Origin of the sequence: Candidatus Parakkermansia intestinigallinarum (genome assembly GCF_944389695.1) — a bacterium.
In the GTDB taxonomy this organism is placed as follows: domain Bacteria; phylum Verrucomicrobiota; class Verrucomicrobiia; order Verrucomicrobiales; family Akkermansiaceae; genus Akkermansia; species Akkermansia intestinigallinarum.
On sequence record NZ_CALXNG010000004.1, the window covers coordinates 69502 to 85606 of the forward strand.

Below are 16105 nucleotides of genomic sequence, written 5' to 3' on the forward strand. Positions count from 1 at the left end.
CGAAGCCGACATGGCAGATGAAGTCAAGAGCCGCATCTACTTCGGCAGCGACGAAGGCGCCGCTGCCGCCGCTGCCGCGCAAGAATTCGCGCGCCTCGGCGGAGACGGCGACGGCTGGGGCAACGAAACCATCGACGGCAGCGCCGCCACCGCGGACGAAGCCGTCGAAATCCTGAGCCGCACCATGTCCGGCCTGCAGATGATGAACATGTTCGGCGGGCGCAAAGTCATCTGGCTCAAAGGCGCCAACTTCCTCGCCGACAGCCCGCAGGGCGCGCGCAGCGAAAGCGTGCAGCAAGCCCTCGAAGACCTCGCCGACTGCCTCGGCAACCTGCCTGCCGACACCTACTTCATCCTCAGCGCGGCGGAAATCGACAAGCGCCGCAGCTACTTCCGCAAACTCGGCAGCGTCGCCGAATGCTGCGAATACACCCGCATCGACATCAGCAAACCCGGCTGGGAATCCGAACTGGCCACCCTCACCGTCCGCCTCGCCAAAGAGCGCGGCCTGAGCTTCGAGAGCGAAGCGCTCGACCTCTTCGTGCACCGCGTCAGCGAAAACTCGCGCCAGATCGCCAACGAACTCGACAAACTCGACGTCTACCTCGGCACCGAGCGGCGTCGCGTCTCGCGCACCGACGTCGAACTCATGGTCGCCGTCTCGCGCACCGGCGTCATCTTTGAAATCTCCCGCGCCATTGAAAGCGGCGACTGCCGACGCGCCGTCCACCTCGTCAACGAGCAACTCAACCGCGGCGAGCAGCCCGTCGCCATCATGCGCGCCGCCATCGTCCCGACCGTCCGCAACCGCTTCACCGCCCGCCTCCTCATCGACAGCTACAAACTGCCCGCCGACAACTACCGCCGCTTCGAAGCCGCCCTCGCCCAACTCCCCCCCGAAGCCCGCCGCCTGCTCCCCCTCAAAAAGGACGGCAGCCCCAACGCCTTTGCCCTCTTCGGCGCCGCACGCAGCTGCGGCAAACTCAAACTCAGCAAAGCCCGCCGCGACCTCATCGCCTGCGCCCGAGCCGACCGCGCCCTCGTCTCCACCGGGCTCGACGGCCGCGACCTGCTGCTCAAACTCATCGCCATGCTGACCGCCTGACATGCCCTTCACCCACCAGCGCAGCTTTGACGTCATCGTCATCGGCGGCGGGCACGCCGGCATCGAAGCCGCCCTCGCCGTCTCCCGCCTCGGCGGCAGCGTCGCCCTCGTCACCCAGAACCTCGACACCATCGGGCAGATGAGCTGCAACCCCGCCATCGGCGGCCTCGCCAAAGGCCACATGGTCTGCGAAATCGACGCCCTCGGCGGCGCCATGGGCCTCAATACAGACGCCACCGCCATCCAATTCCGCACCCTCAACGCCTCGAAAGGCCCCAGCGTCCGCGCCCCCCGCGCCCAGTGCGACAAACTCGCCTACCGCGCCCGCATGAAATGGGTGCTCGAAACCGCCCCCGGCCTCCAGCTCTTCCAAGGCGAAGCTATCGACATCGCCACCGATCGGGGCCGCGTCACCGGCATCTGCACCTCGTGGGGGCAGCGCATCGAAGGCCGCGCCGTCGTCCTCTGCAGCGGCACCTTCATGCGCGGCCTGCTGCACGTCGGCATGGACCACCTCCCCGGCGGGCGCCTCGGCTGTGCGCCCAGCAGCATCTCCGCCTGCCTCGCCCGACTCGGCTTCCCCCTCAGCCGCTTCAAAACCGGCACCTCGCCGCGCGTCAAAGGCAGCACCATCGACTTCGCCGCCTGCGGCCTGCAACCCGGCGACGAGCCCCCGCCCCTCTTCAGCCGCCGCTCCCGGCGCTGCCTGCACCGCAGCACCGAGCCCCACTGCACCCTCAACCCCTGGGGAGACGCCGACTTCGAGCTGCGGCAACTCCCCTGCGCCATCACCTACACCCACCAAGGCACCCACGACATCATCCGCGCCAACCTCCGCTACAGCCCCCTCTACGGCGGCGTCATCGAAGGCACCGGCCCGCGCTACTGCCCCAGCATCGAAGACAAAGTCGTGCGCTTCGCGGACAAAGACCGCCACCAAATCTTCATCGAACCCGAAGGGCGCAGCACCGACGAATACTACCTCAACGGCCTCTCCTCTAGCCTCCCCTACTTCGTGCAGGAAGCCATCGTGCACAGCATCCCCGGGCTAGAAAAAGCCGAACTCATCCGCCCCGCCTACGCCGTCGAGTACGACTACGTCCCGCCGACCGAACTCCTGCCCACGCTGGAAACCAAGTGCATCGGCGGTCTCTACTTCGCCGGCCAGATCAACGGCACCAGCGGCTATGAAGAAGCCGCGGGGCAGGGCCTCATCGCCGGCGTCAACGCCCTGCTCCAACAGCGCGGCGAAGAAGCCCTCATCCTGCGGCGCGACCAAGCCTACATCGGCGTCATGATCGACGACCTCGTCACCCGCGGCACCGACGAACCCTACCGCATGTTCACCAGCCGCGCCGAAATGCGCCTGCTGCTGCGGCAGGACAACGCCGACCTGCGCCTCACCCCCCTCGCCGCCCGCCTCGGCCTCGTCGACGACGAAAGCGCCGCCGCTGCCTCCGCCCGCCGGCGCGCCATCGACGCCGGCCTCGCCCTCGCCGCCGAGCGGCGCATCGACGGCATGAGCCTCGAACACTGGCTGCGCCGCCCCGGCAACGACTGGCGGCAACTCCCCCCCGAGCTGCGGCGCGACATCCCCGAAGACATCCGGGAGCCCGTCAGCATCGAAATCACGCATGCCGGCTACATCGAACGCATGCGCGTTCAAGCCGAGCGCCTCAAGCGGCAGGAAGACCGCCGCATCCCCGAAGAACTCGACTACGCCGCCATCCCGGCCATGAAAACCGAAGCCCGCCAGCGCCTCAGCAAAGTGCGCCCCGCCACCATCGGGCAAGCCGCACGCATCCCCGGCATCACCCCGGCGGACCTCGCCCTGCTGCTCGTGCACATCAAAGCCCGCGCCGGAGAAAGCAAAGCCCCCCGCGGCAAACGCGCCGCCGCCGACCCGCCCGCCGGCACGGCTTCGCCTGCCGCCGCCGCAGAAACCGACTCAACCCCACCCCACCCGGCATGAACCTCCTCAAAAACCTCGCCGCCCTCGCCATCCGCAAACAAGTCACCGGAGCCCTGCGCGCCCACTGCCCCGAGCCCCTGCGCGACGCCCTTGAAACCCTGCTGGCCGACGACCAAGCCGTCACCGCCATCCGGAACCACATCGCCTCCAAGCTCAAAGACCCCGCCGCCATCACCGCCGACTCCCTGCTCCGGCTCGAGCTCCCCGACACCGCCCGCCGCCTGCTCAGTGACAACGACGAACTGCTCCGCTACCTCGTCGACACCGCCCGCAGCCGCCTCGGCGCCTGACCCCCCCCGCGGCCGAAAGCCCGTACCCTGCGGCCGAGAACCCGGAGCATGAAAAACGCCTCGCGCAGGTGATTTTCATTGACAAAGAGAGCAAAAGCGAGTATCCTGCGCGTCCCCGCTGATGCTGCATTACCGACAACGGAAGGCTGGGGGCGAAAGCGCAGCACCTTCCACAACCCGCGCCTCCTGCCTCAAGGTCGCGCACAACACACACACATACAATGATCGACGAACTCATCACCAAGATGGTGGAAGCCGGCGTGCACTTCGGTCACCAGACCCGCAAGTGGCACCCCAACATGAAGAAGTACATCCTCACCCAGAAGAACGGCATCCACATCATCAACCTCGAAGAGACCGAAAAATGCTTGGACGCCGCCTGCGCCTTCCTCAGCGAGCTGGCCGCCAAGAACAAGAAGATCCTCTTCGTCGGCTGCAAGCGCCAAGCGCAGGAAGCCGTCCGTGAAGCTGCCGAAGCCACGGGCCAGTACTACGTCAACTTCCGTTGGCTGGGCGGCATGCTCACCAACATGGCCACCATCAAGAAGAGCATCGCCCGCCTCGACTACCTCGAGAACCTCGACAAGCAGCCCGAGTACAAATCCATGTCGAAGAAAGAGCTTGCCGCCCTCGCCCGCGAGCGCGAGAAGCTCCTGCGCAACCTTCAGGGCATCCGCAACATGGGCGGCGCTCCCGACGTCATGATCGCCATCGGCGCTGACCATGAGGACATCGCCATCCGCGAAGCGCACATCCTCGGCATCCCCGTCATCGTCCTCACCGACTCGAACGCCGACCCCGACAGCGTCGACTTCCCGATCCCCGGCAACGACGACGCCGTGCGCTCCATCCGCCTCATCCTCTCCGTGCTCGTCGACGCCATCAACAAAGCCCGCGTCGCCGCCTGAACTCGGAGCACAACCTCCCAAGACCACAACACCACAGACAATGGCTGAAATCACCGCTGCAATGGTCAAAGAGCTGCGCGTCCGCACCGACGCCGGCATGATGGACTGCAAGAAAGCCCTCGTCGAATGCGACGGCAACATGGACGAAGCCGTCAAATACCTCCGCGAAAAAGGCATCGCCAAAGCCGCCAAGAAGGCTGACCGCGAAGCCAAGGAAGGCGTCGTCGCCACCGTCGTCGAGGGCAATGACGGCATCATCTACGAAATCAACTGCGAGACCGACTTCTGCTCCAAGGGCGACAAATTCAAGACCCTCGTTGCCGAAATCGGCGCCGCCCTCAAAGCCTCGGCCGCGCAGAGCCTCGAAGAGGCCCTCAACGTCGCCATCGGCGGCACCACGGTTGAGAAATACATCGCCGAGCAGTGCGCCGTCATCGGCGAGAACATGAAGTTCCGCAAATACGGCCGCTTCACCCGCCAGGGCGAAGGCTGCGTCATCTCCTACATCCACATGGGCGGCAAAGTCGGCGTCCTTCTCGAAGTCACCTGCGAGAAGCCCGAGACCGCTGCCTCCGAGGCCTTCCGGACCATGTGCAAAGACATCACCCTGCACATCGCCGCCTGCGCCCCGAAGAGCGTTGACTCCTCCTCGCTCGACCCCGCCTTCGTCGCCGAAGAGCAAGAGATCGCCAAGGCCCAGCTCATCGCCGAAGGCAAGCCCGAGGCCCTGCTCGCCAAGATCCTGCCCGGCAAGCTCAAAGCCCTCTACAAGCAGAGCTGCCTCATGGATCAGGAGTTCGTCAAAGACGGCTCCATGAGCGTGCGCCAGCTCGTCGAAAAGACCGGCAAGGAACTCGGCGACAAGATCACCGTCGTCGCCTTCGAGCGCTTCCAGCTCGGCGCCTGACGCCCCTGAGCCCGGAAACCGGCCCGGCACAACAGCAACGACAAATTCGGCGCCCCGCCGCAACCCGGCGGGGCGCCTTGCCGTACCCGCGCAGCGCCTTGTTGCACCCGCGCACCGCCCGCCGCGCAGCGCTTCGGCAAAGCATGGAGCAAAGTCGGCGAGAAGCATTTTTACAACTCGCAAGCCCTGAAGAATACCGTCATCAGCAGGGCCGAGCAAAAAGCCCGCAAGAAAAGCCTTCCGCAAGCGGCTCGGCCTCACCGAGCCGCTTTTTTCATGGGCAGCTCAGAGCCCGGGCGCAGCGTCCGCACCTCCCCGTGAGCCGCAGACAGCGACAAACAAAGCGCCGGAGACAAAGCGAAAGGCCGAAACGCAGGCGAGAAGCGGCAGACCCTCCCCCGCCCCTTGCCAACCGTTAGTAAATCCCCGGCGTCAACAGGGGAATAAATCTATCAGAAAAAGAGAAACTCGCGGAACAACAAATTTTTCTTGACATCCACCAAACAAACAAGTAGCTTAAATGGCGTTCAGAAATTCTTTCTGTACAACGATTAAAGAAACCATCTACACCAACATATCAACGAAACATGAAACTTCGCTTACCGGCTCCTCTCTATCGAGACCTGATAAACGGAATTCGCGCCTTCGCCCTCGCCTGTTGCATCCCGGCCGTCTCAGCTCAGGAAGAGCTCGAGACTGTCACGGTTGAAGAGGGGACGAATATGACCATCACCGGCAACAGTGATGTGGAAGACAAACACTTCATTGTCAACGGCACCTTGAATACGGAGCTGACAGGATACTCGCTCTACCGCTGCGACGTTACCGTCAATCAAACGGGACAGTGGATAAACACCAAGAGCTTTCTGTCCTATGACCTCATCAACATTGACATCATTGGCGGCAGTGCTTCTTCCGCTGCCGAGATGGGTGCCAAGCTGTACGCCACCGCCCCTCCCTCAGGTGACGATCCCGTCTCCCAAATGAACATCAACATCTCCGATCAGGGCTCCTTCACCAACAAGGCCGATCTGACGGCTCATTATGCCGCTGTGTTGACCATCAATCTCAACAACGCTTCTTTTGTCAATGAATATCAGATGTTGGCACAGGAATACGGAAAAATAACCGTCAACGTTAACGAAGGCGGCCATTTTAAAAATAACTACGTAAGCTGGGGAGGAAATGGCGTGCTTGAAATAAATGTTAGCGGGGGGGGGTGGTCGATAATGATGGAGATATAGCTTCTGTATTTCCGAGAGAGGTCGGCTTGCCGAGTCTTGAAATCAACATATCAGACGGCGGCAGGCTGAACAACTACCAAGACATCTATTCGTTCATCAGCATGGACGATGCCACCGACGGGCGCATTACCGTCAGCACCGGAGGTGAATTGAGCAATTTAGGCGGAATAGCGGCCCTTCAGCAGAGCGGAATGGGCAGCTCGTTTGAGGTTGTTGTAGACGGCGGTAGCTTCATCAACAGCAATGAAAAGGGCGGTGGGCTCGTGTACGCGAACAACTATTCAACACTCGCCGTGAATGTCAAGAGCGGTGAGTTTGTCAACCGAGGCGGCAACCTGTATCACGGCTCGACTCAATCGAAGATGGAGGTCAACGTCGAAGGCGGCACCTTCAGCAACGAAGCGACGGAGGGCAATGCCGACGTCGTTGTGGGTGAGAAGGGAACCATGACGGGCTATGGCGAGTTCGGCAGCAACGATGTCTTCGGTTACCTTGTCGTGGGCAGCGGTGAGACCGGGCTCAACAACGCCTCCCTCAAGCACCAGTATTACAGCGGGAACTTCACGCTGAGGAGCGGCTCGCAGCTCTATTTTTACATCGAAGACCGCGATAACTACTCGCAGATTTTCGTCGGGGGAACAGTTACCGGCGAGGAGCCCCTCGTTGAGGATCAGCCGGGCACCATCCGCGCGGCGGTGGACGTGACCAGCGAGATGATGGCCAAGTCCGTTGCAGACGGCGATGCCTTCATGAACCCGAGCTACATTGTGCAGGTGGATGCCGAGGGCAATGAGACCAACGTCAGCGCCGAGCTCGGCATTGAGTACTACGGCGTCGGCCCCTACGTGGACAAGTATTATTACGTCGACCCGCTGACGGGCTCCCTGCTGCCCTACACCGGAGCGCTCGAAGAAGCCGCGGTGAGCGGCAGCGCCAACCTCATCGACACGCTCTGGAGCAGCACGGGAACCCTGCGCGACTTCGCCCTCACGGCGCGCAACCAGCTCTTCCTGCCCTGCTACAACGCTGAGCGCGCGCAGGACGCCAAGGCCGCTTCCGGAACCGGGCTGTGCGTGTGGCAGCCCGTGCACTGCCGCCGCCTCAACGTCTGGGCGGCCGGCCTCGGCAGCTTCATCAACATGGGCGGCGTCTCCTCCTTCCGCTACAGCGGCGGCGGCTATGCCGTCGGTGCCGATGCCCCGATCGGCGATTACTGGCGTGCCGGCGCGGCCTTCGGCCAGAGCTTCGGCGACTTCACCGCGAAGCGCACGGGTAACAAGGTCGACCAGATGGGTCTCATGTTCGCCCTCTACGCCGGCTTTGAAAAGCCGATCAACGAGAAGCGCAGCCACCGAGCCTCGGCCTACTTCGGCTACGGCGTGGTGGACAACGACGCCCGCACCAACCTGCTCGGAGCCGAGTCCGGCTCGGCCGGCTGGGATGACGACGCCTACACCTTCGGGCTCGAATACGCCATGGACTTCCGCGTGAAGGACAACTGGACGCTCTCGCCCTTCGTCGGTATCGAGTACGTCTACGGCTCGCAGAGTATCTTTGCGGAGAGCTTCAGCGGCGGCATGGTGAGGCGCTACGACGGCGCGACAATGCAGTACTGGCGCATCCCGGTGGGCGCCACCCTGCGCCACCACTGCGCGGTGGGTGAGCAGCAGTATCTGGTCTCGGAGCTGACGCTGGGCTACGTCGGCGACGTGAGCCGCCGCAACCCGCACGCTCAGCTGAACATCGAAGGGCGCGACTTCCGCATCGAGGGCTCGAACCCCGCTCGCAATGCGCTGATGCTCAAGGCGGGCACGAACTGGCTCATCAATGAGCACTGGACGGTGGGCGCGCAGTACAATCTGGAGGCTCGCAGCCGCCAGACCTCGCAGTCCGTCAACGGCTACGTGCGCTACACCTTCTGAAGAAAGCCGCTTGCATGCCGAGCTTCGTGCCCGGCTCCGACGCCCCGCCGCTCGCTCGGCGGGGCGTCTTCGCTTTTCGCATTGACGTGTGCGGGGGGCAGGGGATATGATGGGGGTATGAGTGCGATGAGAGGGATGCTGCCGCTGTTGTGGGCGCTGTCGGCTGCGGCCGGGGCGGGGGAGGCTGCGCCGGGAGCCGGGGCGGCAGGGGTGCCGAGCGAGCCGTCCGCGGGGACGGCGCAGAGGGTGTCTGCCGATGAGTTGGAGCTGCTGCGCGATATGGCATCGAAGGGCAGCGGTGAGGCGATGTGCCGCTTGGGTATGTGTTACTTGCAGGGGCAGGGGGTGGCTCGCGATGTGCAGGAGGCGCTGCGCTGGTTTCGGCGCTCTGCCGAGGCGGAGGATGCTCTCGGTCGCTACAATTTGGCTCTGTGTTATGCTCAGGGTATCGGGGTGCGGCGGAGTTGGAAGGAGGCGGTGCGCTATTTTCGTCCGGCGGCCGAGCAGCAGTTGCCCGAGGCTCAGTACAATCTGGCTCGCTGCTACGAGAACGGTCTCGGCGTGAAGCGCAGTGCGAAGCTCGCGCGGAAGTGGTATGCGCGCGCGGCGGCTCAGGGGCACGAGGCGGCGGCTCGCCGTTTGCGGCGTGCGGAGGGCGCGTTTTGAGCGTGATCGGCGCGGTGCGGTGGTGTATAAGGAGGAGCGGTCGCCTGCGGGCTTGCTCCGTTTGCGCCGGATGTATTCTAGCTGAGATGAAGACGAGGATTTTGTTTTGTTGGGCCGCGGTTGCTTGTTGCGCCTCGGTGTGTGCCGATGAGTCAGCTGCCGATCGCCGCGCCGAGGGGCAGCGTTTGATTCGCGCCGGGCAGGCGGAGGAGGCTGTTGCGTGTTTTGCGCCGGCCGCGCAGCAGGGTGATGCTGTCGCGCAGCGCTGCTACGGTATTTGTCTGCTCAAGGGTATCGGGCTGCCGCAGGATGTTGCTGCGGGGATAGGCTGGTTGGAGAAGGCGGCGGCGCAGGGGAATGCGGAGGCGCGTGCGGCGCCGGAGCGGCTCGCGCGTTTGCAGAGCGAGGCTCGGCAGGGCGAGGCGGATGAGGATGAGGACGGCGAGGCGGCGGATGGCGAGGATTGAGCCCGCCTGAGCTGTGCGGAGCAGGAGGCGGGGCGGCGCCGGGCTGAGGCGCGAGGCTCAGGCGAGGGCGAGGGCGCAGATCCACCCGCGCTGCGGGCCGTGGTCGATGCGGATGTCTCGGTAGCCGGCGGCGCGGAGGAGCTCGGTGAGTTGCTCGCCGTTGTAGACGCGCATGCCGGGTATTTTCTCCGGCCAGAGTTCATCGCCGGGGCGGCTGCCGTCTGCCTCATGGCAGATGAGCAGCGGGCTGCCCGGGCGCAGGACGCGCCGAATTTCGCGCAGTCCGGCGACGGGGTCGGGCCAGAAGTAGAGGGTTTCAAAGGCGCTGGCTTGGTCGAAGGCGGCGTCGGCAAAGGGCAGGGAGCAGACGTCGGCCTGAAGGACGCGGCAGCGCCCCGCGGCGACGGCGGCGGCGTTGGTGCGGCGCGAGAGCTCGACGCTGACGTCGGAGTAGTCGATGCCGACGGCGCTTCCCTGCGGGCAGAGCTCGAGCAGGGCGGCGAGGTTGGCTCCGCCGCCGCAGCCGACGTCGAGGGTGCAGGCGTCGGGCGCGGGGCGGAGGTGCGAGAAGCCCCAGGCGGCGAGCCCGGCGTGGCTGTTGTTCATGCGTAGGAGGATGGCTTCACCGTCGCTGCCGACGGGTTTGGCTGCGTTGAGCAGAAAGGGGTCGGTTTCCATAGGCCGTGTGGGGCAGCGAGTGGCGCCGCCGCAGGCAAGATTGTAGAATGGCTGCGGCGCGGGGTCAAGGCGCGAATGCGCCCGCAGGTGCAATTTGCCGCTCGGCGGCTGCTTCTCCGCGCTTGACAGGGAGCCGCGGCTTCGCTATAGTCGCGGCATGAAGCATGGAGCATGGGCGATGGTGGCTGCTTTGTTGCTGTTTCTGGTGGGTTGCAGTATACAGGCTGCGGCCGGGCGAGGCAGCTTGGCGGGCGATTTGGTTATTCTGGATATCGGGCATTACGTCGGTGCCGAGGGGGCTGTGATGCCGTCGGCCATCGACGGCAAGCGGTTTTCGGAGACGGCGTTTTGGTACCGCTATTGCTATGATGTGAAGCGGGAGGTCGAGCGAGCGGGCTACCGCTGCGTGGTGACGAACCGAGGTTTTGCGCCGACCTCTGAGCCGTTGGCGAGCGAGGCACGCCGGGCCGGGGTGGTGCACCTGCGGCGTCCCGATCGCGGCGGGCAGCGCCGCCCTTCGCATTATCATCCTGATCGCGTGGGCTCGGGTATAGTGAGCGCGGACTACGCGATTTATCGCCGCGCGGCCTGCGTGGTTTTCCTGCACCACAACAGCTCGTCGTCGGGCTGGGTGACGGGTGCTTCGCCCAGTCTCATCATCTGCAACCGCTACAACGGCCGCGGGCTCGCTCAGGCGCTTGCCTCGGTGATGGACAGAGAGATTCTCGACCACGGGATGCCCAACGGCGGCCGCAAGTGCCGCGTTCAGGCTCGCTACGTCGATGCCGATCGCTCGGCGGCTTGGATGAATGCACTGGATGATTCGGGTATCCCGGCTGCTGTGATCGAGGTGGCCTACCTCAACAACCGCGGGCACGCCGCCTTCCTTGTGAACGATGCGAATGCCCGCCGCTATGCGCGAGCAGTCGGCAAGGGTATCGTGAACTTTATGAGCGCGGGCGGCAATGCCCGCCCGCATGTCCGTGCCGATGAGAACAAGCCCGATGAGGGCTCTTTCGGCTATGCGGCTGAGTCGCGCCGGTTGAACGTGCCCGGCGCCAAGCGCCTCGTTCACTGAGAGGCGCCGGGGCGCGGGTGGCGTCGCGGCGGTCGCGGCGCTTTGCCGCATGCCGTTGCCGTTTGGCGACGGAGCGCGCGGCGTTGCCGCGTTGCCGCGTTGCCGCGCTGCCGCGGGTGCCGTGCGCGATTTTGCGGCGCGGGCGGCCTCAGAGCTGAGCGGCGTAGCTGATGACCTCATCGCCCGACTTGCCGTCGAGCAGCTCGGCACTGCGGCGGATGGCGGTGACGGTGTCAGCGCCCTCGCTCTCGAGCTTGCAGCGCAGCTTCGTCCAAGCTTCATTGAAGGCAGTGCGCTTGTCGACGGGGAGAGCGGCTTCGACCTTGGCGAAGGTGTCGGGGTCGTTCTTGTCGATGGCGGAGGCACTTGCGGCGGCGGCTTCGGTCTTGTCGGCAGAGTCGCCGCAGCCGGTGAGGTTGAGGGTGCAGGCAAGGGCGGCGGCGATGGTGATGAGCGTGTGTTTCATGTGTTTGCTGTTTGTAATCAGGTGTCCGGCGCCGCCCGGCGAGCCGCTGTGCGCTGCTCCCCGGGCTTCGGGACGGCTTCAGTATAGGGGGCGCCGCGGGGGTGGTCAAGCTTTGTTCGGCATTGTGGCTGAATCGCCTGAGAGGGCGGCCGCAGCGGGCTTTTTCGCCGCGCGGGGGCGGCTTGGATGTTGCGTTTTCGCCGCTTAGCTGCGCGGAGGCGGGTGCCGATGCCCCCCAAGACGACAAAGGGGAGGAGTCCGGCCGGACTCCTCCCCCTGTTTGTTTCAAAGAGATGCGGGTGTTTTAGAGGGAATTCGCGTATTCGATGACTTCGTCGACGGTCTTGCCTTTGATAGCCTCCAGAAGCTTCTCTTCGCTTCCCGTCGTGAGAGCCAACTTAAAGATGGCGGCTTTCAACTGCGACTTTTTGTTTTCATCGGTGATGCCGTTGAGGATTTCCTCATTGTTCTTCGGGTCGTCGCTGAACGTGGGTTCTCCGCAGGAGCTGAGACCGAGGGCGCAACCGGCGGCGAGGCAGAGCATGATGAGTTTGTTTTTCATGGTGTGTTGTTTTGTCGGTGTTGTTTGCACGCTGAGGGAGTATTCGTTCCCCCGAGGGAGTCTCTGTTCCGCATGGGAATAAGGGGAGCATGCAGTGTTGTTAGTATAGGCTGTTGCGGCGGGGGCGTCAAGAGGATTCCGCCGCGCGGAGTTTTTTTCAGGAGGGCGCGGAGGCGGGGTGTCTTCTCTTTCTTTTCGCGGGTGCTTCTGTCGGCGGGCTTGACACTCATTGCTGCCGCAGGTATGATGCAGTCGGGTGCGACGGTGCCCCGAGTATTGATTTTATGAAGACGTACAAGATTGCTGTGCTGGCGGGCGACGGTATCGGCCCGGAGGTGATGGACGAGGCGCTGCGCGTGCTCGACGTGCTGGAGTCGCGTTTCGGTTTTGCGACGGAGCGACGCGCCTGTTACGTGGGCGGCGCCGCGATTGATCACTGCGGCAAGGCGCTGCCGGCCGAGACGCTCGCGGCCTGCGAGGCGGCTGATGCGATTCTGTTCGGTTCGGTCGGCGGCCCGAAGTGGGATGTGCTGCCGCCGGATGAGCGCCCGGAGCGCGGGGCTCTGCTGCCGCTGCGCAAGCATTTCGGTCTGTATGCGAATCTGCGTCCGGGTATCTGCCTGCCGGAGTTGGTGGATGCGTCTCCGATCAAGAACAGCTTGATTCCCGGCGGGTTTGATATTCTCTGCGTGCGCGAGTTGACGGGCGGTATGTATTTCGGCGAGCCGAAGTTTTACGGTGAGCGAGACGGTGAGACGGTGGCGCTCGATACGCTTGTCTACAAGAAGAGCGAGGTGGAGCGCATTGCTCGCGTGGCTTTTGAGGCGGCTCGCGGCCGCCGGGGCAAGTTGTGCAGTGTGGATAAGGCGAATGTGCTGACCTCCTCGGTGATGTGGCGCGAGGTGATGAATGCGGTGGCGCAGGAGTATCCCGATGTGGCGCTCAGCCACATGTACGTGGACAATGCGGCGATGCAGCTGGTGCGCAACCCGCAGCAGTTTGATGTGATCGTGACGGAGAATACCTTCGGCGATATTCTCACCGATGAGATGGCCATGATTTGCGGCTCGCTCGGCATGCTGCCCAGCGCGTCGCTCGCGCAGAACAGTGAGAGTTTCTTCGGGCTCTACGAGCCTTCCGGCGGTTCGGCTCCGGATATTGCGGGGCAGGGAATCGCTAACCCCATTGCGCAGATTCTCTCGATGGGGATGCTGCTGCGCTATACCTGCCGCGAGACGGCGGCGGCCGATGCGCTGGAGGCGGCCGTGCGCCGCGTGATTGCCGCGGGCTACCGCACGGGCGATCTCGCGACGGGGGCGCCCGGCGAGCAGCGCGTGGGGACGCGCGGCATGGGTGAGGCGATTGTGGCGGCTCTCTGAGGGGGGGGCTCGCGCTGAGCGCTGAGGCTTTCGACCCGCAGGCTGTGGCCTGCGGGTCTTTTTTCTGCGGGGAAATGTCTGAGGATAAGCCGATTCGGAGCTGAACGGACGGCGGCGTGCGGAGAAAAAGCTTGAGCTTGAGGGGGCCGATCTGCTAGTATGGGGTCGGTATGAAGATTTCTCTCTACGCGACGATGCTCGGCCTTGTGGCGGGCGGCGTGGTCATGGCTGATCAGAAGCCCAATATTATTTTGGTGCTGGTGGACGACATGGGCTGGGGCGACACAAGTGTGAATGCGTCTTCGGTCAAGCCGGACAAGGGCAAGAAGAAGGCGCCGGAGATTGAGACGCCGAACATGGAGAAGATGGCGCGCGGCGGCGTTCAGCTGCGCCGCCACTACACGGCGGCTCCGGTCTGTGCTCCCGCGCGCGCTTCGCTTTTCTCGGGCACGCACCAAGGGCATACGGAGGTGGTGCGCAACAACAGTTTTGACGCGGCGCTGGAGGATTCGCACACGCTGGCCAGCGTGCTGAAGGCTGCCGGGTATGATACGGCGCTGATCGGCAAGTGGGGTATCGGCGGCGGCAAGGAGGGCGGCGGTACGCCGACGACGGCGGCGGCTTGGCCGACGAAGCGCGGCTTTGATTATTTCTTCGGCTACCACAATCACATTGCGGGGCATCGCCACTACCCGAAGGAGGAGAGCAATGTGGATCCGGATATGAACTGCAATGCCGTCTGGGACGGTGAGACCTGCATCACGGATTCGCTGGATAATTGCTACAGCACGGATCTTTTCACCGCGCGCGCCAAGAAGTGGATTGTTGACCAGCAGAAGGCGAACCCCGATCGCCCCTTCTTCCTGGCGCTGACGCTGATTGCGCCGCACGCGCGTCTGGCGGTGCCCTGCTGCCCCTACCCGAAGGGCGGCGGCCTCAAGGGCGGTGTGCAGTGGCTGGGCAAACCCGGCCGGATGATTAACACGGCTAAGGGGAACTGGGACAGCTACATCGAGCCGGCCTACAAGCCGGAGCGCCTCGCGCCCTACGCCAAGGGGCGCTTCCCGAATAACCCGAACATTGTTCAGTCGGCTTCGCGCCACGCGACGATGGTGACGCGCATCGATGATGCTTTGGGTGATCTGATGCAGCTTTGCCGCGATCTCAAGATTAACGATCATACTTTCATTGTCTTCACCAGCGACAACGGGCCTCACAATGAGCCCGGTGCGGTGTCTCCCGTTGCGGGGCATCCGGCTCCGGCGCAGAATCCGGCTTTCTTCCGCAGCTATGGCCACTTTGACGGCATCAAGCGCGATGTTTGGGAGGGCGGTCTGCGCGTGCCCTGCTTGGTCTGGGCTCCGGGTATTGTGAAGGCGGGCAAGGTGAGCAAGCGGCCGAGCCAGTTTCACGACTGGATGGCGACCTTCGCCGATCTGGCGGGTGTGCCCAAGCCGATGCGCTGCGACGGTGTTTCTCTGCTGCCGATGCTCAAGGGGCGCGACGCTGAGCAGAAGGACGGCGTGGTGTACAGCGAGTACAATATCAATGCCAAGATGGATTTTTACGATGACTATGCGGCCAACAAGCGCAACCGCACCCGCGGCGAGCAGCAGGTCATTGTGTTCCGCGACGCGAAGGGCCGCTTCCTCAAGGCGCTGCGCACCAATGTGAAGACGGGTGAGGAGGATTTTGAGATTTACGATGTGGAGGCTGATCCGCATGAGTCGAAGAATCTGGCCGATGAGTATGCGGACATGCAGGAGAAGCTTCGCACGGCGGCGCTCTACAACCGCCGCGCCTACGATTACGTGCGCGATGCTCAGGCGGGCAAGCGCCGAAATCCCTGCAGCGGCACGCGCTGCTACGACGGTATCAAGGTGCCGGCCAACAGTGATCTGCCCGAGCTTCAGCCGGGTCTGACGATGCGCCGCGTGCAGGCTGAGTGCCCCTGGGTGCCCGAGTTTGATACGCTGCCGCAGGCGGCTGCGGCCAAGGCGGAGTTGGTGGCGAATCCCTCGGCCGTCGAGCTGCCCGCGGGCTCGATTACGGAGTTCCGCGGCTACATCGATGTGCCCGCCGACGGCGACCACTGGCACTTCACGCTGCAGCTCGACAAGGTGCCGGGCAGCAAGGCTTATGTGAAGATGCACAACTTCCAGCTCATCGATGCGGATGCCAACTACGAGCCCGGTACGAAGGCGACGGAGTCGGCCGCAGCCAACGCTGATGAGGCGGTGGCCGGGCGCACGGGCGTGAAGGGTGTGCCGCTCAAGGCGGGTCTGCACGAGGTGACGATTGTGGTGGTGCAGGGGCCGTCGGCTCCGGGCAAGATGAAGCTTGAGTGGTTCCGCGGTCAGCAGGCGCCGGTCGCCGTGCCCGCCGATGCTTTCCGCACGGCGAAGTGAGCGGGCTGACGCGCGGTCAACGAACGTCAAGGCTCGGTTCAGGAGCAGAGAGG

The 16105-nt window shown here is 64.1% G+C and carries 15 protein-coding genes; 12 read left to right on the forward strand and 3 right to left on the reverse strand.

The features are described 5' to 3' along the window. Positions 1-10: 10 nt before the first annotated feature. From holA to AC6UAL_RS02065, 9 genes are all read left to right on the forward strand, one after another. Entirely contained in the window at positions 11-1105 is a 1095-nt protein-coding gene (gene holA / locus AC6UAL_RS02025; protein WP_500681686.1) for a DNA polymerase III subunit delta, read from the forward strand. 1 nt (position 1106) lies between these two features. Continuing rightward, positions 1107-3077 (forward strand): tRNA uridine-5-carboxymethylaminomethyl(34) synthesis enzyme MnmG, encoded by a 1971-nt coding sequence (gene mnmG / locus AC6UAL_RS02030; RefSeq protein WP_500681687.1) that lies wholly within the window; start codon positions 1107-1109, stop codon positions 3075-3077. After that, the gene (locus tag AC6UAL_RS02035) at positions 3074-3367 is read left to right on the forward strand and encodes a hypothetical protein (RefSeq protein WP_500681688.1); all 294 of its coding nucleotides are present in this window, start codon (positions 3074-3076) and stop codon (positions 3365-3367) included. Before mnmG ends, AC6UAL_RS02035 begins: the two co-directional genes overlap by 4 nt. A 221-nt stretch (positions 3368-3588) precedes the next feature. After that, a complete protein-coding gene (gene rpsB, locus AC6UAL_RS02040) occupies positions 3589-4275 on the forward strand; it encodes a 30S ribosomal protein S2 (protein WP_500681689.1) in 687 nt (228 codons plus the stop codon). A gap of 40 nt (positions 4276-4315) precedes the next feature. After that, positions 4316-5182: a translation elongation factor Ts gene (tsf, locus tag AC6UAL_RS02045; protein WP_500681690.1), complete on the forward strand. Its 867-nt coding sequence runs from the start codon at positions 4316-4318 to the stop codon at positions 5180-5182. 587 nt (positions 5183-5769) lie between these two features. Continuing rightward, positions 5770-6426 carry a hypothetical protein gene (locus AC6UAL_RS02050; RefSeq protein ID WP_500681691.1) on the forward strand — a complete coding sequence of 219 codons (657 nt, stop codon included), beginning with the start codon at positions 5770-5772 and terminating at the stop codon, positions 6424-6426. Between the two features lie 26 nt (positions 6427-6452). Further along, the gene (locus AC6UAL_RS02055; RefSeq protein WP_500681692.1) at positions 6453-8348 is read left to right on the forward strand and encodes an autotransporter family protein; all 1896 of its coding nucleotides are present in this window, start codon (positions 6453-6455) and stop codon (positions 8346-8348) included. A gap of 117 nt (positions 8349-8465) precedes the next feature. Beyond that, positions 8466-9014 carry a tetratricopeptide repeat protein gene (locus AC6UAL_RS02060; RefSeq protein WP_500681693.1) on the forward strand — a complete coding sequence of 183 codons (549 nt, stop codon included), beginning with the start codon at positions 8466-8468 and terminating at the stop codon, positions 9012-9014. A gap of 86 nt (positions 9015-9100) precedes the next feature. Continuing rightward, positions 9101-9481 (forward strand): hypothetical protein, encoded by a 381-nt coding sequence (locus AC6UAL_RS02065; RefSeq protein WP_500681694.1) that lies wholly within the window; start codon positions 9101-9103, stop codon positions 9479-9481. Between the two features lie 57 nt (positions 9482-9538). Here AC6UAL_RS02065 and AC6UAL_RS02070 read toward each other — a convergent pair whose 3' ends face one another. After that, positions 9539-10159, reverse strand: a complete 621-nt coding sequence (locus tag AC6UAL_RS02070; protein ID WP_500681695.1) for a class I SAM-dependent methyltransferase — start codon at positions 10157-10159, stop codon at positions 9539-9541. Positions 10160-10316: 157 nt separating this feature from the next. On the opposite strand from AC6UAL_RS02070, the gene AC6UAL_RS02075 reads away from it, so the two are divergent. Continuing rightward, entirely contained in the window at positions 10317-11237 is a 921-nt protein-coding gene (locus AC6UAL_RS02075) for an N-acetylmuramoyl-L-alanine amidase (RefSeq protein ID WP_500681696.1), read from the forward strand. A gap of 148 nt (positions 11238-11385) precedes the next feature. On the opposite strand, the gene AC6UAL_RS02080 is transcribed toward AC6UAL_RS02075, so the two are convergent. Continuing rightward, complete coding sequence (locus AC6UAL_RS02080; protein WP_500681697.1) at positions 11386-11703, reverse strand: hypothetical protein; 318 nt, start codon at positions 11701-11703, stop codon at positions 11386-11388. A gap of 304 nt (positions 11704-12007) precedes the next feature. Next, positions 12008-12265: a hypothetical protein gene (locus tag AC6UAL_RS02085; RefSeq protein ID WP_500681698.1), complete on the reverse strand. Its 258-nt coding sequence runs from the start codon at positions 12263-12265 to the stop codon at positions 12008-12010. A 284-nt stretch (positions 12266-12549) separates the two neighbouring features. Between AC6UAL_RS02085 and leuB the strand changes: the two genes are divergently transcribed. Beyond that, positions 12550-13644, forward strand: coding sequence for a 3-isopropylmalate dehydrogenase (leuB, locus tag AC6UAL_RS02090; RefSeq protein WP_500681699.1), 1095 nt, complete (start codon positions 12550-12552; stop codon positions 13642-13644). A 170-nt stretch (positions 13645-13814) separates the two neighbouring features. Then, positions 13815-16052, forward strand: a complete 2238-nt coding sequence (locus AC6UAL_RS02095; protein WP_500681700.1) for a sulfatase-like hydrolase/transferase — start codon at positions 13815-13817, stop codon at positions 16050-16052. Positions 16053-16105: the final 53 nt, after the last annotated feature.

What these genes read in the sequence shown, in the direction of transcription:
- holA (WP_500681686.1), top strand. Translation starts at nt 11, where the DNA reads ATGGCAGATGAAGTCAAGAGCCGCATCTACTTCGGCAGCGACGAAGGC.
- mnmG (WP_500681687.1), top strand. Translation starts at nt 1,107, where the DNA reads ATGCCCTTCACCCACCAGCGCAGCTTTGACGTCATCGTCATCGGCGGC.
- AC6UAL_RS02035 (WP_500681688.1), top strand. Translation starts at nt 3,074, where the DNA reads ATGAACCTCCTCAAAAACCTCGCCGCCCTCGCCATCCGCAAACAAGTC.
- rpsB (WP_500681689.1), top strand. Translation starts at nt 3,589, where the DNA reads ATGATCGACGAACTCATCACCAAGATGGTGGAAGCCGGCGTGCACTTC.
- tsf (WP_500681690.1), top strand. Translation starts at nt 4,316, where the DNA reads ATGGCTGAAATCACCGCTGCAATGGTCAAAGAGCTGCGCGTCCGCACC.
- AC6UAL_RS02050 (WP_500681691.1), top strand. Translation starts at nt 5,770, where the DNA reads ATGAAACTTCGCTTACCGGCTCCTCTCTATCGAGACCTGATAAACGGA.
- AC6UAL_RS02060 (WP_500681693.1), top strand. Translation starts at nt 8,466, where the DNA reads ATGAGTGCGATGAGAGGGATGCTGCCGCTGTTGTGGGCGCTGTCGGCT.
- AC6UAL_RS02065 (WP_500681694.1), top strand. Translation starts at nt 9,101, where the DNA reads ATGAAGACGAGGATTTTGTTTTGTTGGGCCGCGGTTGCTTGTTGCGCC.
- AC6UAL_RS02070 (WP_500681695.1), bottom strand. Translation starts at nt 10,159, where the DNA reads ATGGAAACCGACCCCTTTCTGCTCAACGCAGCCAAACCCGTCGGCAGC.
- AC6UAL_RS02075 (WP_500681696.1), top strand. Translation starts at nt 10,317, where the DNA reads ATGAAGCATGGAGCATGGGCGATGGTGGCTGCTTTGTTGCTGTTTCTG.
- AC6UAL_RS02080 (WP_500681697.1), bottom strand. Translation starts at nt 11,703, where the DNA reads ATGAAACACACGCTCATCACCATCGCCGCCGCCCTTGCCTGCACCCTC.
- AC6UAL_RS02085 (WP_500681698.1), bottom strand. Translation starts at nt 12,265, where the DNA reads ATGAAAAACAAACTCATCATGCTCTGCCTCGCCGCCGGTTGCGCCCTC.
- leuB (WP_500681699.1), top strand. Translation starts at nt 12,550, where the DNA reads ATGAAGACGTACAAGATTGCTGTGCTGGCGGGCGACGGTATCGGCCCG.
- AC6UAL_RS02095 (WP_500681700.1), top strand. Translation starts at nt 13,815, where the DNA reads ATGAAGATTTCTCTCTACGCGACGATGCTCGGCCTTGTGGCGGGCGGC.